The following is a 21,178-nucleotide window of genomic DNA, read 5'->3' as shown; positions in this document are numbered from 1 at the left end:
TATTAAAAAATAAATACTATATGAAAATATAAGCGATAAGTACTATGTTTTCAAGGGCGAACGGTATATTCGAAATAAAGTGAAACTTTAATTAGTGGGGGTTTTCTTCATCCCCCACTGATTATCAGCCTTCACCAATCGGGCTTTTACGGGCAGCCCGCCCCCCACTTAGCTTCTTTGCTTTCGCTGAATTTTGAGGTGGGGGTCTTACTGCCCGTTAATGCAGGATAAAGTTAAATTTCAAATTAATCTACTAGAGGCACCGATTTCATTATATTTTAAACGTTTGAACGAGACATTCTTCATCATCGATTAACTGTGTTTTTTCATCAAATTCGATGTTTAGCTCCCTATATACTTTCTTCCAAAAAGAAACAGCTGGTACATTTTTCACAAGTTCGATAACGAAATATTCTCCTCGTTTCTCTTTTAGTACATTCTCAATAACTTGTTTACCGATTCCTTTTCCCTTGTACTGATTCAATATGAAAATGTCATTAATACAAAAGTCATTTTCTTTTTTCAAAAATGGACGTTCCAGTAGTAATAAAAATCCTACAATATCATTATTACTTTTAATAAAATACGGAGTGATTCCGTCATTTTCCCAAAACATGTACAAATCTTCGTATTCAAAAAATCCATTTGCCCCAATCTTTATATTAGGAGTGAATGTAGAGAGGTCATGAAGATATAGTGCATATAAATTACGTAATATTTCTTTTTCTGATTCTTGAACTGTTTGAAGTGCTACAAACATTTTTAATGATCCCCTTCCCTATATACAACTTTTTCCAATTCGCTTCTTTCGCCAAAAATAATGATTCCCCTTTAACGAAAAAAAATAGCACTTAAAAAGTGCTATTCTGCTCGCCTTGCCGCTTGCTGAATTGGATCCCAAACGCTGTTATATGGTGGTGCGTAACTTAAGTCGACATCTTCTAAATCGTGAATGCTCATTTTATTGAAAAGTGCCATTGCGATCACATCAATTCGTTTATCTACACCTTCTTCTCCAATTACTTGTCCACCTAATAATTGTTTCGTGTCAGAACGATATAATAATTTCAAGTAAAGTGGTTTCGCATTAGGATAATAGCCCGCCATATTTGTGGAGTCTACTTTAACTGTTTTATACGGAATATGTAGCCCTTTTGCTTCTTTTTCATTTAAACCTGTTCTTGCAAGCGTCAAATCCATAAATTTAATAATACCTGTACCTAACGTACCTTTAAATGCTCTTCGTTTATCAAGCATATTCAGTCCAGCAAGTCGCCCTTGTTTATTGGCAGTCGTTCCGAGCGGGATATGATCATGAATTTCCTTTATAACATGGTAATGTGTTGCGCAATCACCAGCTGCATATACGTCCTGCACATTCGTTTGCATATATGCATTTACTTCAATTGCCCCTTTATGATTTTTACGTATATTTGTTTCTTCAAGAAAATCAGTATTTGGCTGCACTCCAACCGATACTAAAACAAGATCTGCTTTATACGTACCTTTATCCGTTTCAATTTGTTCCACTCTTTCATTTCCTTTAAATGCTTTCACATTTTCATTCGTTAAAATTTCAATATTGTGTTTATCTGCTTCTTTATGTATATATTCAGCCATATCTGCATCATAAATCGTACCGATATGATCATTTCGCTCAATCATTCTTACTTTCTTACCAAGTTCGACGAATGTTTCTGCCATCTCCAGTCCAATCGCACCACCGCCAATAATGGTTACATCTTCAACTTTATTCGTTTCTAGCGTTTTTAATATACGCTCAGCATCAGGAATTGTTTTTAAAAGATGAACGCCTTGCAAATCTCGACCTTCCCATTCTGGCATAACAGGACGTACGCCAGTTGCAATTAATAAACGATCGTACGGAAATTCAAAAACATCTTTCGTCTTCGTATGCTCTGCGTACACAATTTTCTTCTCCGTATCTACTTTCGTTACTTCATGTCGTACTTTCGCATCAATTCCGTATTTATCACGAAATGTCTTTACATTACGCGCGACTAATTTTTCCGTTGAAGCAATAGCACCACTAATGACATACGGCAATCCACACTGCGCGTACGAATAAATTTCACCTTTTTCTAACGTTACAACATTTGCAGTTTCATCGTTTCTAACAATTTGCATAGCTGCGCTCATACCAGCTGCATCTCCGCCAATAATGACATAGTTCACTTTACCACTCCTTCTTTTCTACATACTCTTTACGTTTTCCATATTTTTCAGAAATAACACCTACTTCCATTGTAAAGAAAGAGCATTTCATCTTCAAATTTGGTGCACAAACCTATGCCTGAATAGGTAGCCGTCGTGTCTTATAAACAACATGTTTAATATGCTATAACAGTAACGATCGAAAGTAGGTGAAACATACATGTGCGCCGGCCTTCTCGCCCAGCTTCCAGAAGAACCGCAAGAACCAAAAGAACCGAAACCCGCCCTTTCACTTGACCAAGAATTTTCTATTAATGCAACAATCTACAGCGCTCGTGCTTGGTTATCTAGCGATGATACGTTTGCACAAGATATTTGGAAAGCTACCCAATTTGCTTCAGCATCACATGCTGGCAAATCCATCTTTCCAGTCGGTTCCGTTAAAATTTTGAACTTTTCTGATGATACAATAACTGTTACTGCTTCGCCAAATTCGGATCATGCGCTCAAAATAGTCGTACCACCCCATTCCGAGGCAGCTATAACGTCTGGTCCTTTATCACATATACAAGCTAGTACATCAGGAGGATCAAGTAAAGTCACATTTCTCTTTCACATCTTTTTCTCAAGGGATCCTGGTTCAGATAAATAACCATAAAAAAGGTACAGTTATGCACTGTACCTTTTTTACGTATTTATTCTCTTGATTTGATCAATTCAACATTATAAGTTTCAATATCTGTTAGCTTTCCTGTAAAATACGGATTTTCTCTATACCAAGACTGTTTTGAAAAGTACGCTTGCATATCTTTCGTTTGAAAAATATTTCCATGTCTTGCGTATATTTCATTTCTAGCAATTTTCAACTGTTCTTTCGATAAATATGTTAATTCTGCACTCGTTAGTTTTCGAATATCACTATCCGGGAAGATGAAACCATTATATACATACCGAGTCGTAGGCGGCGGAGTAACTGGTTTTTGATTCACATACAATGTTGCACCAGGCACGTTCGTTTGAACCGTAATATATTGTCCTTGCAACGTTAAATCTATCATTACGTTATTTTGACCTTGTTTCATAAGTACAACCTTTTCTTCACGTAATAGTTTCACATAATCATTTTTATATTCTGCTTGAAACACTTGAGTTCCTGGAAGAAACGGTCCATATTGCTTCTCAAACTTTTTGTCATCTGTTTTATCTATTTCTTTTCCGTTCATTTTTAAAGATGTACCTTTTTCATTTGTAAGCAATGTCGTATAATACGTCTTCGCTTTCAATTTATACCGATCAAATAAAAAGAAATACTTTCCATCTTTCGTTAACGAAAAGTCTGCTCTTTCGATTCCGTTCCCTTGTTTTTCACCTATCTTCAACTGTTCTTTCAATTCATTCACATAAGATGGATTTTCTTTTATATACGAAAATAGTGGCATTAGACTCTCTCTCGTTACAGTAACTGATGGATCATCTGCCGTGACGATTTCAGCTAACTTCTCCCCGTTCCTCTCTTGTAAAATAGTAATGATCCGATCTACTTGTGCCGCCTGCTTATAATACGATGATCCGTACAAATACAGTCCAACAATCACTACAGCAAGTAATGTTAAAATTGTAATGCCAACCTTTGTACCGCTGCTCATTTTCTTCTTTACTGCAAGACTCTCCCTCTTCCTCCCGCAGCTTTGACAAAATTGCACACCGTCTTCAAGCTGAGTCCCACACTTTGTACATACATTCATCCATTCAACCACCTTTTCTTTAGAGGCCCTTTAATCCCTGTGTAAAGGTTTGAATTATCGTGCTAATGTAAGACCACAGTACAATAAATGTTGCAATTCCAATGAAAATATTTGCGATAAAAAGAGTGTAAACAAGATCTAATCCACCGTTATCTAGTTTTACTGTAGCTACAATTATACTAATTCCCATATATGTTGTAGCCAGCCCTAATAAAATTGGTAAGAAAAAGATTAATAAAAAGCTAAACAGAAAAGAAAGCACTAATATAGCAATTACCGGAGTTGCTATCGTTCCCCATATTCCAAATACTTCAAGAAACGAAAAAGATGATTTCATCATCTTCCCACTGACAAAAATAATAAATCCGACAAATAAAGTTAAAATGAGTAAAAATAAAAAGACCGTTACAGAGTCCAAAAAGAATGTAGGAGTAGATATATCTGGTGCAAATGTTTTCGTAACAGCTGCTGCAGCACTCATCATTCTATAAAAAATACATGCCCCTAAAAAACAAATAAGAACAAGACTTACAATTCCATTTCGTACTTCAACCTTGCCACTTTTCATAATAGCTGTCGGTGCTTGTAATGCGTGTTTAAAAAACTGAAAGTAGCCACTTGCAAACCGCTTCGCTTGCTCTACCGTTTCATTTGATCGAGTTTCCTCTGCTGGTGCTACGCGTGCTTGTTGCTCACCTTCCTCCTGTGCACCACTCGCTACGGCTTCCTCCGTCAACGAATGTCCACAATTCCCGCAAAATTTTGCCTCTGCTGTATTTTCCGTATGACACGCCGGACATTTCATTCTCGCATTCCCCCCCTTAAGCAGATACCATATAGGGTGTTACAAATTCAATATATGACTTTGTACATAAAACATGACTACAAGAAAAAGATTATGAAATCCTTCTTTCAAATGAAAATATATGTGCTAGCAATCTTGAAAAATAATGCTATTATGAAACAGAACAAATAACATTTTTAACAGATTGGATGACTGGCAATGGAATTAGTAAACTCAATTTTTCAAATACTCCTTACAAGCGTAATCCAATTATTTTCTTTAATTGGCGTTATCATTGTAATTGGATTTCTATTAGGTTATTTAGAATCTCTCACACGCATGTATTGGTCAAGGGCTTTCGGAAGAAAAGGATTCCTTTTAACGGCGTGGATTGGTGTTCCTATTCATGAACTTGGACATGCCATTATGTGTGTACTATTTCGTCATAAAATTGTAGCAACGCAGTTTTTCCCAACAGATACAAGCCAAGGTGCTTTAGGCTACGTACAACATCAATACAATCAAAAAAGTGTATATCAACGAATTGGGAACTTCTTCATTGGAATCGGTCCTATTATTTCTGGTATTACTGCGTTAATCCTTTTAATGCGCTATTTCGTACCAAATTCATATTTCTTATTTAATACAACCCTCGAAAAAACAATCGCTTCTACTTCTATTAATATAGAAATGGTTCAAAACATGCTTTTATCGACGTTTGTATTATTGAAAAGCTTATTTACAATAAGTAATTTATTAAATCCTTCTTTTTGGTTATTTTTATTTATCGCCATTTGTATTTCTGCACATATCGCTTTAAGTAAACCAGATATTAAAGGATCAATAGACGGTGTTATCGTCATGTTTATCCTATTATTTTTATTCAATATAATAGCAGGACTATTTCAGTACGACAGTAACCAGCTAATCGGCAAAGTGATGAAGTATAATATGTACCTCATCGCATTTTCTAGTGTGGCACTACTATTTTCTTGTATTTCTACACTTGTTAGTTTTGGGTTTTATAAAATAAGAGGAGGGCGTTCGTTTTGAACGCTCTCTTCTATTTTCAGATGACTATTTATCCGATTTAATAAGCTATTGAATTGGAATAGATGGCCCAATTACTTCGTTTTCTTTCCCCGAATACGGTACAAGTAAATATTTTCCTACCGATACATTAATTCCATCGAATCTACTAAAAGAAATGTCTCCTTCTTTATTCGATGCAAATGCCTCTTTACATATATATGTTTTTCCAGATTCTGATTCAATTTTAAAATAAATATCTTCATTTGTACTTTGTGTTACATCATAATAAATTGTTGTAGAAATCGGTGTTGAAACTACTTTTTTAACATTTACTTTATTGCCATCGGATAAAACAATTGTTTCATTTAAATCAAACGTCTGCTTCTCTTTCATCAACTGAGCTTGCGATACTTCAATATCAAATATCCATGGTTGCTCAATTACAGTATCCCTGTTGAGTGTATCATAAGTAATTTCGATTTGAAGTTCGTCAGTTTTTGGCATTTCACTTAACTCAACACCACCGTAGATTGTATACATAGAATGATTTACTTCAATTGATTGTGCATCCTTTGTACTAGAAAAGTCACGGCCATTTATTCGTACCTGTGGGATTAAATATGTTTGATAATCAAATTCCACACCCTTCGCTGGCTCAAATGTTGAACTGATGAGTAGTTTATTATCATCAACTAGTACCTCGTTTAAAGTCAGTTTACCGTATTTATTTTCAGCAGTTTTTCCAATAGCTGTTTTATAGGGAGAATAGTCCCGCGGTTGCTGTTCATCAAGATATTTTTCAATCAATCCAGCAATAAATGGAGTATTTGCTAAAGAAGATTGTCCAAGTGGGACTGTAATACTGACCATTAACATGCAAGCTGCTGCAACTCCGAACCATCTTTTTGACTGTTTGTTTTTCCGGAGCTTATTTTTCACACGTTTTCCCCACTTCTTTTCCTCTAATTTGGTTAAGGGAATCTCTTCAAACTCTGTGATGTCCAGCTGAATATCATTTAACTCTTTATAAATAGACATGCCCTCACACTCCATTTTTAAAAATAAAAATCTGTTTGAGCTTTTTTCTTCCACGTGACAGTTTGTTATGAATCCATGACTCTTTCACATTAAGGTGGGATGCAATTTCACGAGACGGTACACCTTCTAGATAATACTTTTCAAAAATGTTCCGCTCCGTTGCTGACAGTTCACTGAGCAATTCTTGTACGTCTAAGAAATCGTTTTGTCTTCTTTGTTCTTGATACAGACGATCATTAATCTCCGTACAGACAGTTTGTTGCCGATTTCTCGTATTTTTCCGCTGATAATCAATTGCTCGATATTTAGCAATGGCTGCTATCCATTGTTTAAACGTATTTTTACTTGGATCGAATGAGTCGACATGAAACCAGATAGCTAGTAATACATCATCTAAACATTCTTCATAATCTTGTTGATTACTCTGTACATATCTTTTAATGATAGCGCTGAGTAAACTGCCGTATGTTTGAATAAAAAACGTAATGCTTTTCTCATTACGTTTTTTTATTTGTTGCACAACATTTTCTTCCGTTATCTTCAAAGCTAGACCTCCTTGTACTGCTAATTGATACCTACTTTCTAATACGAATAAAAATCAATAACTCTATCAAGATTTTTAATATTGCATACATAATCCCACCACTATATACCATTCATGTTGTTTACAATGAGAAGAGCTAGTTCATTACGAACTAGCTCTTCTCATCACTTATTGTTCTTATAATCACAATGCTCAACCGGAACACGAGCATGTCCTTCTTCATCTGTACACCATGACTGCGACTGGAAGGCAAGAAAGATACCAATCCATTCTTCTTCCTTTTCAAAGTGAATGAGTATTCCCCCGTCTTGCCATATACCATTATCACCTTTCCATTTCTCTACATTCCCTTGATTCATGTGAATATCGTGTATCCCGTTTCCTGGTTTGAAATGAAAATAGGAATCTGGTGTATTTTCTTCTGGTCCCCATCTTTCACCGAACGCATAAATAGTTGCCTTTTCTTCTATCGCTCGTTTTATATAACGTTCTATTTTTTCGTTTAAATCATTATCTGTTCCTGCTTTTTCGGGAGGTAAAGGAATCATTTGTTTTGAGTCAAATAGATTTCCTCTTACATAATCTAAAGCCACTTTCGGCTCATTATTTTTTACTTCCGTAAAACCAAATGGTAATGTCGGTAAAATATGAATCGCCTCTGACCTAATATTGTTACTCGCAAAATATAACACCTCTGACGGATAACTTTGCGATTTCACGTTAATTGCAATACGATAATCTACTCCTGCTTCGCCTTGTAAATGAACTTGATAATGAGGTGTTTTCCCTTTTCCAATCTTTGATTGTATAACTGTACCTTTTAACACGCCGTAGTTTTTTAGGGGCATACATTTCATCTCCTATTCATTTAGTAGAAGCTTTTCATACTTAAGGCATTATCCATATAAAAAGAAAATCCTCCTTTCTCAGGAGGATTTCTTATTTTCTCAACAGATACCAAAAAATAACCTCTACCACCACAAGCAACACCGCACCAAAAATCATTAACGTCGTCTTCTTTAATAGTTCATTTTCACGATACGGTATATTACATAAATAAGCACCTAACGTAATCCGTGACGGGCAAGCGATTGTCGCTACTGATGATGCGGTGTTTTGAAGTGTTGTGACGTATTGCCACGGAAGTGCTACGTTTTGCGCAGTTTGCATTTGTAGTTTTATGAACATCGCATTTGATCCTGCGTTACTACCTGTTAAAAAGCCACCGATTCCGCCGATAAACGGAGCAACGAAAACGAAAAACGTTCCAAATGTGTCACCAGCTGTTTTTGCCAGTAATGAATGCATGCCAGATGCACCCATTAGTTCTGAAATGGCGATAAACATCGTCGTCGTAATCGCAAAAGGAATCCATTGTTTTATCGTTTGCGAGAGTGATTGTTTCATAATATGAGATGGAATGCGGAAGAAAATAATAGTAAATAGGCAAGTCATACCGAGCCAAAATCCTGGTGAATATAGTAGCTCCAGTTTATAAGAGTATGATTTTAAATCAAGGACTGCATATGATCTGAATACATCATGTAATGCTGGTACGAGGCGAGAAAGTAAAATACAAACTGTTAGGAATATATAAGGGCTAATAATTTTTATAATAGATACTTCTCTCTCCGTTGCCGCAGCATGTTCTGTTATAAGATTTTGTTCATTTTTCCCTTTTAATTTAATGATAAGAAAGCCAAATGCAATTGTAACGATGGAACTCAATATACCTGCTAGTTCAACACTTACGTATGCGTTAGAAAGATAAATTCCGAGAGAAAATAATAGAAAGAAACCGAATCCTTCTTTCCACTTTTCAATAACAGCCTGCCAACCACCAACAACGTGTAAAGAAAGGATGACGAAATAAGCAAACATCGGAATGCTTAGTAGTGCCGTATTCGTGCCAAGTGTTGTAAGCGGCATATTTATAAGCTGCGAACCGATAATCGTACCAGTTGCCATTGCGCCCCATGAACTAGCTAGTAAACCAATAAATGAAAGTAGTACAGCTTGAAACGGTTTATAGCCTAATGATAGAAAGATAGGTGCTGCAACCATGAAGCCAATTCCGAATCCACTTACTGATTCGATTAGCGGACAAATACCAAAACACATAAGGAGCATTTGTAATAAACGATCGTGCGTCACTTCTTCTAGAAAACGTGCTACTTGATCGATGTACCCCATTTTATTCATGAGGTGAAATAAAAAAATACCGAAAAACAACACGTACCCGACAATAAAACAAATTAACCAACCTTTAATCGTTGCGTGCACAGTTTCACTTATCCCTAGTTGAAACGTTGGCGAGAGTAAAACGATTCCAACAGACACAACGTAAGCAATTAAAGAGGACCTTAATGACGTTTGTTTAAATAAAAATAAACAAATGAAAATCATCATAATTGGGATAAGTGCCAACAATATGGCCATGTTATCATCTCTTTTCATTAAAAATACAATTTTTAACTATTATATAACAGATGTCATAATTTTCAATTGTTTTTACTACAGATTCAAAAAAGGAGCCATTTAGCTCCTTTTTTGAATCACTCCCATTTTCTTTTATCCTGAAAAACGCTCTGCTGTCCAACTATTTTGTCTAATACAACAAACACAATATAAGCACATATTACTTGCAATACAACATTTCCAAATTTCATTAATTCAAATGAGTGGATCCAGCGAAATAATTCGTTTAATAATACAATCGAAACGATACTAAATAGTTCTATACTAATCGAAAATATACATATTTCTAAAATAGATTGCTCTTGAATGCGATTTAAGTTGGAAAAGATGAATACATATCCTAAAAATAGAGCCATCACCTCTATTTTCGTCATGCTAATAAGCCAAGCGTATAATGGTACAGTTAGAAGAAGATATAGTAGTTTCCGTCTTAGCATGCTTTCTCACCCTCTAAGTTATATGTATTTTCTGTATATTTTAACATTTATTACGTAAAACAAAAAGAAGAGACTTATGCCTCTTCTTTTTGTTTTGTTGCCTGTATTAATTCACATATTTCTTCTCGCTTTTCATTTTCTAACAGCTCGATGACTTTACTTCCAACGACTACTCCATCACATATTGTAATCATTTCTTCTACATGTTCCTTCGTTGAAATACCGAACCCTGCTACTACCGGTAAATGTGTATGTGATTTTACTTTTTCTAAGTAACTATGAATCTCACCTTTAAAGTTTTGACGTACTCCTGTTACGCCCGCTACTGTAACAGCGTAAACGAACCCTTCTGATTCACTCGTAATTTTTTCAATTCGCTCAATTGGGCTCGTTACTGTAACGAGTGGAATTAGCGCAATGTTTGCCTCTCGAAGTAACGGGGCAATAATATTTTGTTCTTCATACGGTAAATCCGGAACGATCATACCGTCTACACCTGCTTCTATACAGTTTTCGATGAATCGTTCTTTTCCGAATGCGAGTACTGGATTTAAATATGTCATGAGTACAAACGGAATTTGTACTTTTTTCCTTACCTCTATTAATGCTTGAAAAATACCTTTTACTGTTACACCGCTATCTAGCGCTCGTTTCCCTGCTCTTTGAATCGTTGGACCGTCTGCGACTGGATCTGAAAACGGAATGCCGATTTCAACGATACTCGCTCCTGCTTCGTCTAGAAAACAAATTCTTTCTTTTAATTTTTCAAGGCCACCATCTCCGCCCATTACGTACGGAATAAATGCTTTCTTACCATTTTCAAACGCTGCTTTAATTTTTTCTACTCCCATTTTTTACACCTCTTCCATATAACGTTTTATACTCTCTACATCTTTATCCCCGCGGCCAGATAAACAAATGACAAGTCCTTCGTCTTTCTTCATTTGCGGCGCTAATTTTAATGCGTATGCGATAGCATGTGAGCTTTCTAACGCCGGAATAATCCCTTCTTTTTTCGTTAATAATTGAAATGCTTCTAACGCTTCTGCGTCTGTTATCGAATGATAAGAAACGCGGCCAATATCTTTTAGCAAGCTATGTTCTGGCCCAACACCTGGATAATCAAGCCCCGCTGAAATAGAATGCGCTTCTTGAATTTGTCCTTCTTCATTTTGCAGAAGGTACATCATCGATCCGTGTAAAACACCAACGCTTCCTTTCGTTAAAGTAGCTGCGTGCTTTTCTGTATGAACACCTTTCCCAGCTGCTTCTACGCCGTAAAGAGCGACTTCTTCATCGTGTACGAACGGATAAAACATGCCCATCGCATTACTACCACCACCAATACATGCAACGACTGCCTCTGGTACTTTCCCTTCTAACGCTTCATATTGTTTTTTCGTTTCTTTCCCAATTACACTTTGAAAATCACGGACAATTTGCGGGAATGGATGCGGTCCGAGAACAGATCCCATAATGTAGTGCGTATCATGCACGTGTGAAACCCAGTAACGAAGCGCCTCGTTCACCGCATCTTTTAATGTGCCGCTACCTGCTGCTACACTTTCTACTTTCGCTCCGAGTAATTCCATTCGGAACACATTTAATTTTTGACGTCTCACATCTTCTTCTCCCATAAAGATGACGCATTCTAATCCGAGTAGGGCACATACAGTAGCTGTTGCAACTCCGTGTTGTCCTGCTCCTGTTTCAGCGACAACTTTTTTCTTGCCCATTCGTACTGCCAGTAGTGCCTGACCGATTGTATTGTTAATTTTATGAGCTCCTGTATGGTTCAAATCTTCACGTTTTAAATAAATCTTTGCACCCCCGCAATACTTCGTCATATTTTCAGCGAAATAAAGCGGTGTTTCTCTTCCGACGTACGTTTTTAAATAATGATTTAATTCCTTTTGAAACCCTACATCTTGCATCGCTTCTTTATATGCTTCTTCTAGCTCTAATACAGATTGCATTAACGTTTCTGGAACGTATCGTCCTCCGTATATACCGTAGTGACCTTTTTCATCTGGATATGCGTAATTCATTTGGAACACTCCTTCGCTTTTTTTATGAATTGTTTTATTTTCTCTACATCTTTCTTTCCTTCTGTCTCCACTCCGCTACTTACATCGACCATGTATGGCTGAATCGTTCGAATCGCTTCTTCTATATTAAGAGCGTTTAATCCACCAGCTAATATCGTTTTCTCTCGTAACTCTTTTGGCATATGCGCGAGTAACTCCCATGAAAATGTCTTTCCATTTCCTCCGTGAAACTTTTCCTTCGGGCTATCAAACAATATATAATCCGTTTCATATGCTTGAGCATTTTTCAAATCATTCTCTGAAGTTACTCCAAGTGATTTTATAGACGGAATATTCAATCTTTTGATTTGGTGATTATCTTCATCTCCATGTAGCTGCACATGTGTTAACCCGCTCTCATCTGCAATTTTCTGTATCACTTCTACTGATTCATTTACGAAAACACCAACCTTTAACACGTTTGTTGGAAGCTCCTGAATGATTTCTTTCGCTAGCACTGGAGTGATTTTTCGCTTACTTTCTGCAAAAACAAATCCGAGTGCATCAGCTCCGTATTCGCAAGCACGTTTTGCCGTTTCAACATCAGTGATACCGCAAATTTTCACTTTCATATGTTCACCTTACAATCTTCAAAAAAGGTATGAATAGAAGATGATGTCATAAGTACTTCTCCAACTAATACACCTTTCGCTCCAGCTTTTTTAACACGGATAATATCTTCCTTTGAATGAATCCCACTTTCACTAACCCAAAGTAATTTCTCCTCGTTTAATCGTTTTCCAAGCTTTTCTGTTTGGCTTAAATCGACTTCGAATGTTTTTAAATTACGGTTGTTAATACCGATAACGTGCGGATTTAATTGAATTGCAATTTCTAATTCCTGCTCATCATGAACTTCAACAATTGCCTCTAATCCTTTTTCTAGTACGTAGCTGTACAGCTCTTTTAATTTTTCTTTCGTTAACGCCGCTACAATTAATAAAATAATATCTGCTCCAGCTTCATACGCCCTATCAATTTGAATCTTATCAATTATGAAATCTTTACATAAAAGCGGAATGTTACTTTCTGCTCTTGCCGTTTGTAAATCGTGAAACGATCCTTTAAAAAATTGACCGTCTGTTAAAACAGATACTGCTCCTGCGCCGCATTCTTCATATATTTTCACTTGTTTTCGTACATCAACGTGTAAATTAATATCTCCTTTTGATGGTGATGCTCGCTTTACTTCTGCAATGACAGTAAACTGCTGTAATGCTTCTACAAGTGAAAGTGTCTTTCTACTTTCTTTTAATGGTGTATACGTTTCATATAATGCCGCAACTTCCTTTTTCTTTTGGTCTACAATTTTATCTAAAATCGTCCCCACGTTAATTCACCCTTTCTAATTTTTCATTACTTGCTGCAATTAATAAGTTTAGTTTGGCTAATGCTTTTCCAGAGTCAATGCTATATGCCGCTAGTGTAATTCCTTCTTCAATCGTTTCTGCTTTTCCATTTGCCAAAAGGGCTAGACCTGCATTTAATAAAACTGTATCGCGGTAAACATTCTTTTCTCCGCTTAATACTCCGAGCGTAATCTTTGCATTTTCTTTCGAATCCCCGCCTCTAATCTCTTCGTTTTTCACTATTGAGAAACCATATTTCTTAGGTTCAATACTCGTTTCTACTATTTCATTATCTTTCAAAATGACAACATAATTCTCTCCTTGTAATGATGCTTCATCTAAAAATCCACTTCCGTTTACGACAAGCGCTTGTTTTCTGCCTAGTTTCTGTAATACTTGCGCAACTGGTAGTAACATATCTCGTTTATAAATGCCGACAAATTGTGTTTCTAAATTTACCGGATTTGTTAAAGGACCAATTAAGTTAAAAATCGTCGGCACATTCAATTCTTTTCTTATTTTCATAATGCGTCTTAATGCTGGATGCATCGCTGGTGCAAATAAAAATGCGATGCCGACATGCTCTAATAAATAATCAATTTCGTTTGGCGTACTGCTAATATTTACACCGAGTTCTTCTAATAAATCTGCACTTCCTGTTTTACTAGAAACAGCTCGATTACCATGTTTTGCAACCTTTACGCCAGCTCCTGCCAGTACAAATGCCGATGTTGTACTAATATTAAACGTTTGGGCACCGTCACCACCCGTCCCACAATTGTCCATCGCTCCTTGTATATGGTTCGAAAACGGTAATGCCTTTTCACGAAGAGCTTGAACAAGACCGTATATTTCTTCTGCTGTTTCACCTTTTGCTTTCAGTAATACTAAGAAAGCTGCAATTTCACTCTCCAATATGTTTTCATTTAATAAAAGAAGCCCTGCTCTATACATCTCCTCTTCTGTTAAATGTTGTCTCTCCACTAATTTACGAAGATAGTTATTCATACTCTTTCCTCCTCCTTCACTTCTGTTAAAAAGGCACGTATTAACTTTCCACCTTCTTCTGTCGCGATTGATTCCGGATGAAACTGTAATCCGAATAGCGGATAATAATTGTGACGAACTGCCATAATTTCTCCATCGTCCATCGCTGTCGCTAGTATGTCAAAACACTCTGGCAAGCTCGTTTGCGCTGCAACAAGGGAATGGTAGCGCATCGCCGTTAATGGCTGTGTTACATATGAAAAGATTGAAGTTCCATTATGTTTTACACGTGATGTTTTACCGTGTTTAATGCGTCCTGCTCTTACAATGTCCCCTCCAAATGCTGATATAATTGCTTGATGACCAAGGCAAATACCTAATATGGGAACGTTCTTATAAAAATGACGAATCACTTCGATACAAATGCCAGCATCCTCTGGTTTTCCTGGTCCTGGTGATAGCACAATTCCTGTTGGATTCATCCCTTCTAACTGTTCTATCGTTATTTGATCATTTCTTACGACAACAATTTCTTCCTCGCATTCACCTAACAGTTGATACAAGTTATATGTGAATGAATCGTAATTATCAATTAGTACAATCATTTCATTACCTCCAATAGTGCTCTCGCTTTATTTAACGTTTCTTCATATTCAGCTACTGGGTCTGAATCATAAACAATTCCCGCTCCTGCCTGAACGTATGCTTTTTCATCCTTTACGACCATTGTTCGAATGGCGAGCGCCATATCAAGATTCCCTGAAAAACTAACGTATCCAACTGCACCTGCGTATACATTTCTTTTTTCATTCTCTAGCTCATTTATAATTTCCATCGCTCTAATTTTCGGAGCTCCCGACACTGTTCCTGCTGGTAGGCAATACGCTAATGCATCAAATCCACTCATTCTTTTTCGCAATATTCCGTAAACTTCAGATACAATGTGCATAACGTGAGAGTATTTTTCTACTTTCATATATTTATCTATCGTCACGGATCCAATTTCACTTACTCTGCCAATATCATTTCGCCCAAGATCTACAAGCATCATATGCTCCGCTCGTTCTTTCTCATTTTCTAACAGTTCTTTTTCAATTTCCGCATCTTGCTCCTTCGTTTTCCCTCTCGGCCTCGTACCCGCAATTGGATTCGTCATCACCTTATCTTCTCTAACTGATAACAAGCTTTCCGGCGAAGAACCGAGTACAACATAATCTTGAAAATCGATATAGAACATATATGGTGACGGATTGGCAATTCGAAGTTTTCGGTATAACGCGAATGGATCCCCAATACATTCACTTTGCAAACGCTGTGACAGTACGACTTGGAATATGTCCCCGGCTCTTATATGTTCTTTCGCCGTTTCTACCATCGCGCAAAATTCTTTTTCTGTTATAGAAGAAGTGAATGATAATGTTGATTTTATTTCAGTTACTTCCGCTTCTTCTCCCCTCAGCACTTCCTCTTTGTATACTTGCAATCTTTCATATACTTCTTCATAATCTGCTGAATCATCTTCCCTGCATACATATACAAATGATAATTTTTGACGTAAATGGTCATACACGATAAACTCACGATATAGTAAAAGGTGTACTTCTGGAATATTTAGTGGATCGTGTAAATCTGCTCCAATGTTTTCATATTGCCGAATGACGTCATAGCCAATATAACCAACTGCTCCTCCGCAAAATGGGAATGGACTGTCTACTTGAGCTGACGCGATTTCTTCTTCTAACACTTGTAGTACGTTACCTTGCAACTCTTCTGCCCGGCCGTAAATCGTTCGTTCTACTTCCGTACCAATACTTTTCACTTCACCATATGGATTACATCCTAAGTAAGAATAGCGTCCTTTATCTTGATGAAGCTGCGAACTTTCTAATAAAAACTTTTTCTTTCCCTTCATACGTCTATATAAAGAAATTGGCGTAATGCTATCTCCTTCTTCTTCAGCGATTACTAAAAATGCTCTTCCCTGTTCTTTTTGCTTCATAAATTCCTCTTTTGTCATCATGCCTTTCACCTCAATCTGAAAAATAAAAAAGTCCCCTACATATCGAAAATATGTAGAGGACGATAAATTTACCGTGGTACCACCTCATGTTGGACGCAAAAGCATCCCGCTTTATTCAGGTACAAAATATATACCTTATCCTTGTAACGGCGGAACCCGGGTTGCCTACTGAAAATAATTGTTCAGCATACCTCTCGTAAGCCCATTCCGTATATGGCACCGCACCGGGCTCCCACCTATCCCCGGTTCTCTGTAACGTCTCCAATATACGTACTCTTCTTACTTCAACGATTTCATTTATTTAATTTTTTGTACACAAAAAGGGAGTACTCATCCTATAGAAAGGACGGGTACTCCCGTGGTGCCACCTTAATTCGTTACGAATGTAACGCACTTTACCGTATCAAAAACAATACGTGTCTCTTGTATCGATGAGATCATGTCGCCAAAGCCTACTTCTTTCGTTTCGGTTTGGAAGCTCCGAAGCCCATTCCACATCAATTCCATACTGATTCGCACCAACCATCAGCTCTCTGACATGTTCATCATGTGTACTCTTCTTCATCAACGCTTGCATTTTTTTAAGTTGCACTCATTATAGACCTTACTTTTTTCATAAGTCAATACTTTTTAAAAAATTTTATTTTTCTCTCCTTTCAATATTATATTGACAAAACAACCTCTTTTTATGTAAATATAATAAATACTCTATTAAAAATAAGGTTTTTTGTATGAATATTATATATTAAAAAAGTAAAATGATATCAAAAAACGCTTACATTTCTGAAAATTCATATTTCTGTATGGATTTTTCAGAATAATCATGATAGATTATAAATATGCATAACGCATCAAAAGACATGACAAAAGGAAGGGGAACTTCATGAGTACGCAGATGTTAACTTTAACTTCAATCTCTATTTACATGCTCGGGATGTTAGTCATTGGCTATTTCGCCTATAAACGAACGTCCAACTTAACAGATTATATGCTTGGCGGGCGTACACTAGGCCCCGCAGTAACAGCATTAAGTGCTGGAGCATCCGATATGAGTGGTTGGCTTTTAATGGGCTTACCCGGTGCAATGTTTAGCGTTGGATTGAGTAGTAGTTGGATTGCGATCGGCCTAACACTAGGCGCATACGCAAACTGGCTTTATGTCGCTCCTCGCTTACGTACCTACTCTGAAATTGCAAACAACTCTATTACTATCCCAGAATTTTTGGAACACCGCTTCCACGACAAATCTCACATGCTACGCTTAGTATCCGGACTTGTTATTATGATTTTCTTTACTTTTTATGTAGCTTCAGGATTAGTTTCAGGCGCTGTATTATTTGAAAATTCATTTGGTATGAACTACCACTTTGGGTTATTCATTGTTGCTGGCGTTGTTGTCGCTTACACATTATTTGGTGGTTTCTTAGCCGTAAGTTGGACAGACTTCGTACAAGGAATCATTATGGTAATTGCTCTTATTCTTGTTCCTATCGTAACAATTATGAATTCGAACGGACTTGGGCCTGCATTTGATACAATTCGTTCTGTAGATCCAACACGTCTAGATATTTTTAAAGGTGCCTCTACTTTAGGAATGATTTCCTTATTCGCATGGGGCCTTGGTTATGTTGGACAACCTCATATTATCGTACGCTTTATGGCGATTTCTTCTGTAAAAGAGATTAAAAGCGCACGAAGAATTGGTATGAGCTGGATGATTTTCTCTGTTGTTGGAGCTATGTTTACTGGTCTTATCGGTATCGCTTACTACTCACAACAAGAGTTAACATTATCTAATCCAGAAACAATTTTCCTTGAACTAGGAAAAATTTTATTCCACCCACTTATTACTGGATTTTTATTAGCAGCTATTTTAGCAGCTATTATGAGTACAATTTCATCTCAATTACTCGTTACTTCTAGTGCTATAACCGAAGACTTATATCGTACATTCTTTAAACGCTCTGCTTCTGATAAAGAGCTTGTATTTGTCGGTCGTATGGCTGTACTTGTTATTGCATTAGTTGGGTGCGCATTAGCGTTTAAACAAAATGATACGATTTTAGCTCTTGTTGGATACGCTTGGGCTGGTTTCGGTTCTTCATTCGGACCTGCTATTTTATTAAGCTTATATTGGAAACGTATGACGAAGTGGGGCGCACTTGCTGGTATGATTTCTGGTGCCGCTACTGTTATTATATGGACTCAATTCGAATTCTTAAAAGATTTCTTATATGAAATGATTCCAGGTTTCGCTATTAGTTTACTAGCCATCGTAATTGTTAGTTTACTAACACAACCTTCAAAAGAAGTTGAAGAGCAATTTGAGAATTTCGAAAAACAACATAGTCATAATCTATAAAGGAAAAGCTCTGCTGTTATCGTATCAGCAGAGCTTTCTTTTTATGAAAGTTCGACAATCTTCTACTCGAATTTAACAATTTCTTTATGTTTCGTTAAATTAAACATAACACTAGTCCTTTATAGTAGTACTATCAGCACTTATACAGGAAGGGGACTCCAACATGTTAGCAGCTTTCCAGCAACAACAAACACGAAAATTTTCACCTATTACAAATACTTCTGCGTCTCGTTTGAACATACAACCTAATCCACCTAAAATTTCAATCGCTCCTTCTGTTATTTCAGTCATTGGTGTTCATATGAAAAAAAATAAGTTGAAAGTAAGAACTGGACAAAGCACTGAGTTATCAGCCTCTGTTTTGCCAGTGCAAGCAACGAATAAAGAACTTATTTGGACAAATATGAATGCTGATGTTATCACAATGTATCCAAAAGGTGATACGGTAACGATTACTGGAAAAAGTGCCGGAAGAGCAGTCATAATTGTCACAACTACTGAAGGAAAGTTCCGTGACCTATGTATTATTCATGTACAACCTTATATGACAAATCCAAAGTAAAAGAGTGGCTTCCTAGCCACTCTTTTACTTGATTTCAATGTTTGAATTTTTACTTGTAACAAGATTGATGAATTGGTCTTTATCTTTAGGAGAAATAACTTCTGTTTTATGTGCGCCGTAAACAATTTCAAGTCGATCCAATGACAATGCATGAGCAGCTATTGGATTTTTCGTATTTGAAATTTGTTTTATATCTCGTATAAATATGCTTTTTTTAACGAGACCTGATCTAATTGTAATTGTTTCTTCTCCGACGATGTATTTTGTCGAAAACCAACTCCACATAAATAATATTGCTAACGGAATTGTAAAAAATAAAAGAAAATACTCTTTTCCTGCAAATAGAGGAGCAAAACACGCTCCAATGACAACGAAAAAAATCGGATATAACCATATATCTTTTTTTGATGGAAATTCCATTAAACTTCCCTTCCTCCCCTATATTTCTGTAAAACAAAAAGAGAAGTATCACAACTTCTCTTTTCTCCTCTAACATTATAATTCCTGTGTATACGCCGGCTCGTTTACTACATTTTTTGCTGTTCGTTTTTGTTGCTGTAGTAAGAAAACAGATACACCAAACAATACGAGCATGCTACCGATAATTTGCATTACATTTAGTCTTTCACCGAGTAAGAAGAACGCTAATATAGATGCTCCAACTGGTTCACCTAAAATACTCATTGAAATTGTTGTTGCATTTACGTAGTTTAATAACCAATTATTAATGACGTGTGAAACTGTCGGCACAACCGCAAGTAAAAGAAAAACGGTCCAGTCCCACTTCGTATAACCTGTAAAAGGCACTTGCAATACTATATTATAAATCCCCATAAAAATACCTGCGAATGCAAAAACTGTAAAGCTATAAATCCAGTGTGATACTTTCTTTACTGTTGTTTGCCCGATAAATAAATAACCAACAACCGCTAGGACACTTAAAAAGGATAATATATCTCCATAAATTGCTTGTTCACTTAACCCTAAATCTCCCCACCCAATACACATTACGCCTAGTATCGCTATTCCCATTGTCGCAATGGCTGAGTATGTTGTTCTTTCTTTAAATAAGAAAAAACCTCCAACTAAAGATACGATTGGTTGAAGCGCTAAAATAATCGTCGAACTAGCAACTGTCGTATGCTTTAAAGATTCAAACCACAAAAGAAAATGAAGCGCTAAAAAGAAACCAGATCCAATTAAAAATCCCCAATCTTTTATTTGAATCTTACTAAACTCTTCCCGTTTTTTCCAAACGATAGGCAGCATAATAAGCACGATAATCCATAATCGATACATACTTAATATTGAAGATGGTGCTGAGGACATCTTTACAAAAACTGCTGCGAATGAAATGGCTATAATGGAAATTGCTAATGGTAGCGCGATTGATCTTTCTTGTTTCAAATTCCGTCTCCCCTCTCACCTGTCAAAAATCCCACTTCATTATATCCGTTTTCTTTCACAACTTAAATACTAATTTTTTAGATTCTTCGTACCATTATGGTAAAATAGAAACGAAAGCACCTATTAGTGAATATTTCTTTCTTTTTCACTACAAGTGTCGCTCTTACAATC

At 36.5% G+C, this 21,178-nt stretch carries 22 protein-coding genes and 2 other annotated features; of the genes, 4 read left to right on the top strand and 18 right to left on the bottom strand.

The annotated features are described in order from the left end of the window. Window positions 1-271: 271 nt before the first annotated feature. Together ACSG5Z_RS18960 and ACSG5Z_RS18955 are read right to left on the bottom strand one after the other, a co-directional pair. The gene (locus ACSG5Z_RS18960) at window positions 272-760 is read right to left on the bottom strand and encodes a GNAT family N-acetyltransferase (RefSeq protein WP_435711964.1); all 489 of its coding nucleotides are present in this window, start codon (window positions 758-760) and stop codon (window positions 272-274) included. Between the two features lie 101 nt (window positions 761-861). Then, window positions 862-2,196 (bottom strand): FAD-dependent oxidoreductase, encoded by a 1,335-nt coding sequence (locus ACSG5Z_RS18955; RefSeq protein WP_262748652.1) that lies wholly within the window; start codon window positions 2,194-2,196, stop codon window positions 862-864. Window positions 2,197-2,395: 199 nt separating this feature from the next. Between ACSG5Z_RS18955 and ACSG5Z_RS18950 the strand changes: the two genes are divergently transcribed. Then, on the top strand, window positions 2,396-2,827 hold the full coding sequence (locus ACSG5Z_RS18950; RefSeq protein WP_435711963.1) for a hypothetical protein: 432 nt from the start codon (window positions 2,396-2,398) through the stop codon (window positions 2,825-2,827). A 43-nt stretch (window positions 2,828-2,870) separates the two neighbouring features. Here the strand turns inward: ACSG5Z_RS18950 and ACSG5Z_RS18945 are convergent, their stop codons facing one another. Both ACSG5Z_RS18945 and ACSG5Z_RS18940 read right to left on the bottom strand, forming a co-directional pair. Next, the gene (locus tag ACSG5Z_RS18945; protein WP_435711962.1) at window positions 2,871-3,920 is read right to left on the bottom strand and encodes a YARHG domain-containing protein; all 1,050 of its coding nucleotides are present in this window, start codon (window positions 3,918-3,920) and stop codon (window positions 2,871-2,873) included. A 19-nt stretch (window positions 3,921-3,939) separates the two neighbouring features. Further along, window positions 3,940-4,725, bottom strand: a complete 786-nt coding sequence (locus ACSG5Z_RS18940; protein WP_088062522.1) for a zinc ribbon domain-containing protein — start codon at window positions 4,723-4,725, stop codon at window positions 3,940-3,942. 198 nt (window positions 4,726-4,923) lie between these two features. Between ACSG5Z_RS18940 and ACSG5Z_RS18935 the strand changes: the two genes are divergently transcribed. Continuing rightward, window positions 4,924-5,757 (top strand): hypothetical protein, encoded by an 834-nt coding sequence (locus tag ACSG5Z_RS18935; protein ID WP_097907860.1) that lies wholly within the window; start codon window positions 4,924-4,926, stop codon window positions 5,755-5,757. Window positions 5,758-5,802: 45 nt separating this feature from the next. Here the strand turns inward: ACSG5Z_RS18935 and ACSG5Z_RS18930 are convergent, their stop codons facing one another. The 12 genes from ACSG5Z_RS18930 to trpE all read right to left on the bottom strand — a co-directional run bounded on the left by ACSG5Z_RS18930 (window position 5,803) and on the right by trpE (window position 16,676). After that, window positions 5,803-6,774 carry a DUF4179 domain-containing protein gene (locus ACSG5Z_RS18930; protein ID WP_435711961.1) on the bottom strand — a complete coding sequence of 324 codons (972 nt, stop codon included), beginning with the start codon at window positions 6,772-6,774 and terminating at the stop codon, window positions 5,803-5,805. 4 nt (window positions 6,775-6,778) lie between these two features. Then, the gene (locus tag ACSG5Z_RS18925; RefSeq protein ID WP_435711960.1) at window positions 6,779-7,318 is read right to left on the bottom strand and encodes a sigma-70 family RNA polymerase sigma factor; all 540 of its coding nucleotides are present in this window, start codon (window positions 7,316-7,318) and stop codon (window positions 6,779-6,781) included. Between the two features lie 164 nt (window positions 7,319-7,482). Beyond that, the gene (locus ACSG5Z_RS18920) at window positions 7,483-8,166 is read right to left on the bottom strand and encodes a DUF2278 family protein (RefSeq protein WP_435711959.1); all 684 of its coding nucleotides are present in this window, start codon (window positions 8,164-8,166) and stop codon (window positions 7,483-7,485) included. 91 nt (window positions 8,167-8,257) lie between these two features. Further along, window positions 8,258-9,757: an L-lactate permease gene (locus tag ACSG5Z_RS18915; RefSeq protein WP_087984760.1), complete on the bottom strand. Its 1,500-nt coding sequence runs from the start codon at window positions 9,755-9,757 to the stop codon at window positions 8,258-8,260. A 116-nt stretch (window positions 9,758-9,873) separates the two neighbouring features. Then, window positions 9,874-10,233 (bottom strand): DUF4029 domain-containing protein, encoded by a 360-nt coding sequence (locus tag ACSG5Z_RS18910; RefSeq protein ID WP_087984759.1) that lies wholly within the window; start codon window positions 10,231-10,233, stop codon window positions 9,874-9,876. Between the two features lie 74 nt (window positions 10,234-10,307). Then, entirely contained in the window at window positions 10,308-11,084 is a 777-nt protein-coding gene (gene trpA / locus ACSG5Z_RS18905; protein WP_098077783.1) for a tryptophan synthase subunit alpha, read from the bottom strand. Between the two features lie 3 nt (window positions 11,085-11,087). Beyond that, window positions 11,088-12,281 (bottom strand): tryptophan synthase subunit beta, encoded by a 1,194-nt coding sequence (gene trpB / locus ACSG5Z_RS18900; RefSeq protein WP_087984757.1) that lies wholly within the window; start codon window positions 12,279-12,281, stop codon window positions 11,088-11,090. After that, window positions 12,278-12,892, bottom strand: coding sequence for a phosphoribosylanthranilate isomerase (locus ACSG5Z_RS18895; RefSeq protein ID WP_435711958.1), 615 nt, complete (start codon window positions 12,890-12,892; stop codon window positions 12,278-12,280). The genes trpB and ACSG5Z_RS18895 overlap by 4 nt, the downstream gene beginning before the upstream one ends. After that, on the bottom strand, window positions 12,889-13,650 hold the full coding sequence (gene trpC / locus ACSG5Z_RS18890) for an indole-3-glycerol phosphate synthase TrpC (RefSeq protein ID WP_435711957.1): 762 nt from the start codon (window positions 13,648-13,650) through the stop codon (window positions 12,889-12,891). Before trpC ends, ACSG5Z_RS18895 begins: the two co-directional genes overlap by 4 nt. A 1-nt stretch (window position 13,651) precedes the next feature. Then, window positions 13,652-14,677: an anthranilate phosphoribosyltransferase gene (gene trpD / locus ACSG5Z_RS18885; protein WP_435711956.1), complete on the bottom strand. Its 1,026-nt coding sequence runs from the start codon at window positions 14,675-14,677 to the stop codon at window positions 13,652-13,654. Continuing rightward, a complete protein-coding gene (locus ACSG5Z_RS18880; protein ID WP_000636313.1) occupies window positions 14,674-15,261 on the bottom strand; it encodes an aminodeoxychorismate/anthranilate synthase component II in 588 nt (195 codons plus the stop codon). Before ACSG5Z_RS18880 ends, trpD begins: the two co-directional genes overlap by 4 nt. Then, the gene (gene trpE / locus ACSG5Z_RS18875; protein WP_435711955.1) at window positions 15,258-16,676 is read right to left on the bottom strand and encodes an anthranilate synthase component I; all 1,419 of its coding nucleotides are present in this window, start codon (window positions 16,674-16,676) and stop codon (window positions 15,258-15,260) included. The genes ACSG5Z_RS18880 and trpE overlap by 4 nt, the downstream gene beginning before the upstream one ends. A 52-nt stretch (window positions 16,677-16,728) precedes the next feature. Continuing rightward, window positions 16,729-16,973, bottom strand: a binding site (T-box leader). 42 nt (window positions 16,974-17,015) lie between these two features. After that, window positions 17,016-17,253: a binding site (T-box leader), on the bottom strand. 306 nt (window positions 17,254-17,559) lie between these two features. Here trpE and putP point away from each other — a divergent pair. Together putP and ACSG5Z_RS18865 are read left to right on the top strand one after the other, a co-directional pair. Beyond that, on the top strand, window positions 17,560-19,038 hold the full coding sequence (gene putP / locus ACSG5Z_RS18870) for a sodium/proline symporter PutP (protein WP_087984752.1): 1,479 nt from the start codon (window positions 17,560-17,562) through the stop codon (window positions 19,036-19,038). Window positions 19,039-19,201: 163 nt separating this feature from the next. Beyond that, on the top strand, window positions 19,202-19,600 hold the full coding sequence (locus ACSG5Z_RS18865) for an Ig-like domain-containing protein (RefSeq protein ID WP_435711954.1): 399 nt from the start codon (window positions 19,202-19,204) through the stop codon (window positions 19,598-19,600). Window positions 19,601-19,624: 24 nt separating this feature from the next. Here the strand turns inward: ACSG5Z_RS18865 and ACSG5Z_RS18860 are convergent, their stop codons facing one another. Together ACSG5Z_RS18860 and ACSG5Z_RS18855 are read right to left on the bottom strand one after the other, a co-directional pair. After that, window positions 19,625-20,020 (bottom strand): PH domain-containing protein, encoded by a 396-nt coding sequence (locus ACSG5Z_RS18860; protein ID WP_147786906.1) that lies wholly within the window; start codon window positions 20,018-20,020, stop codon window positions 19,625-19,627. Window positions 20,021-20,095: 75 nt separating this feature from the next. Beyond that, window positions 20,096-21,007: a DMT family transporter gene (locus ACSG5Z_RS18855; protein ID WP_098802251.1), complete on the bottom strand. Its 912-nt coding sequence runs from the start codon at window positions 21,005-21,007 to the stop codon at window positions 20,096-20,098. Window positions 21,008-21,178 lie beyond the last annotated feature (171 nt).

The organism is Bacillus pretiosus, assembly GCF_051294775.1.
GTDB lineage: Bacteria > Bacillota > Bacilli > Bacillales > Bacillaceae_G > Bacillus_A > Bacillus_A wiedmannii.
The sequence above is the reverse complement of the archived record's forward strand: the minus strand, read 5'-3'. Positions and strand labels throughout refer to the sequence as shown.

Coding starts and splice junctions, on each gene's coding strand:
- ACSG5Z_RS18960 (WP_435711964.1), bottom strand. CDS start 760: ATGTTTGTAGCACTTCAAACAGTTCAAGAATCAGAAAAAGAAATATTA.
- ACSG5Z_RS18950 (WP_435711963.1), top strand. CDS start 2,396: ATGTGCGCCGGCCTTCTCGCCCAGCTTCCAGAAGAACCGCAAGAACCA.
- ACSG5Z_RS18945 (WP_435711962.1), bottom strand. CDS start 3,920: ATGAATGTATGTACAAAGTGTGGGACTCAGCTTGAAGACGGTGTGCAA.
- ACSG5Z_RS18940 (WP_088062522.1), bottom strand. CDS start 4,725: ATGAAATGTCCGGCGTGTCATACGGAAAATACAGCAGAGGCAAAATTT.
- ACSG5Z_RS18935 (WP_097907860.1), top strand. CDS start 4,924: ATGGAATTAGTAAACTCAATTTTTCAAATACTCCTTACAAGCGTAATC.
- ACSG5Z_RS18930 (WP_435711961.1), bottom strand. CDS start 6,774: ATGTCTATTTATAAAGAGTTAAATGATATTCAGCTGGACATCACAGAG.
- ACSG5Z_RS18920 (WP_435711959.1), bottom strand. CDS start 8,166: ATGCCCCTAAAAAACTACGGCGTGTTAAAAGGTACAGTTATACAATCA.
- ACSG5Z_RS18915 (WP_087984760.1), bottom strand. CDS start 9,757: ATGGCCATATTGTTGGCACTTATCCCAATTATGATGATTTTCATTTGT.
- ACSG5Z_RS18910 (WP_087984759.1), bottom strand. CDS start 10,233: ATGCTAAGACGGAAACTACTATATCTTCTTCTAACTGTACCATTATAC.
- trpA (WP_098077783.1), bottom strand. CDS start 11,084: ATGGGAGTAGAAAAAATTAAAGCAGCGTTTGAAAATGGTAAGAAAGCA.
- trpB (WP_087984757.1), bottom strand. CDS start 12,281: ATGAATTACGCATATCCAGATGAAAAAGGTCACTACGGTATATACGGA.
- ACSG5Z_RS18895 (WP_435711958.1), bottom strand. CDS start 12,892: ATGAAAGTGAAAATTTGCGGTATCACTGATGTTGAAACGGCAAAACGT.
- trpD (WP_435711956.1), bottom strand. CDS start 14,677: ATGAATAACTATCTTCGTAAATTAGTGGAGAGACAACATTTAACAGAA.
- ACSG5Z_RS18880 (WP_000636313.1), bottom strand. CDS start 15,261: ATGATTGTACTAATTGATAATTACGATTCATTCACATATAACTTGTAT.
- trpE (WP_435711955.1), bottom strand. CDS start 16,676: ATGATGACAAAAGAGGAATTTATGAAGCAAAAAGAACAGGGAAGAGCA.
- putP (WP_087984752.1), top strand. CDS start 17,560: ATGAGTACGCAGATGTTAACTTTAACTTCAATCTCTATTTACATGCTC.
- ACSG5Z_RS18865 (WP_435711954.1), top strand. CDS start 19,202: ATGTTAGCAGCTTTCCAGCAACAACAAACACGAAAATTTTCACCTATT.
- ACSG5Z_RS18860 (WP_147786906.1), bottom strand. CDS start 20,020: ATGGAATTTCCATCAAAAAAAGATATATGGTTATATCCGATTTTTTTC.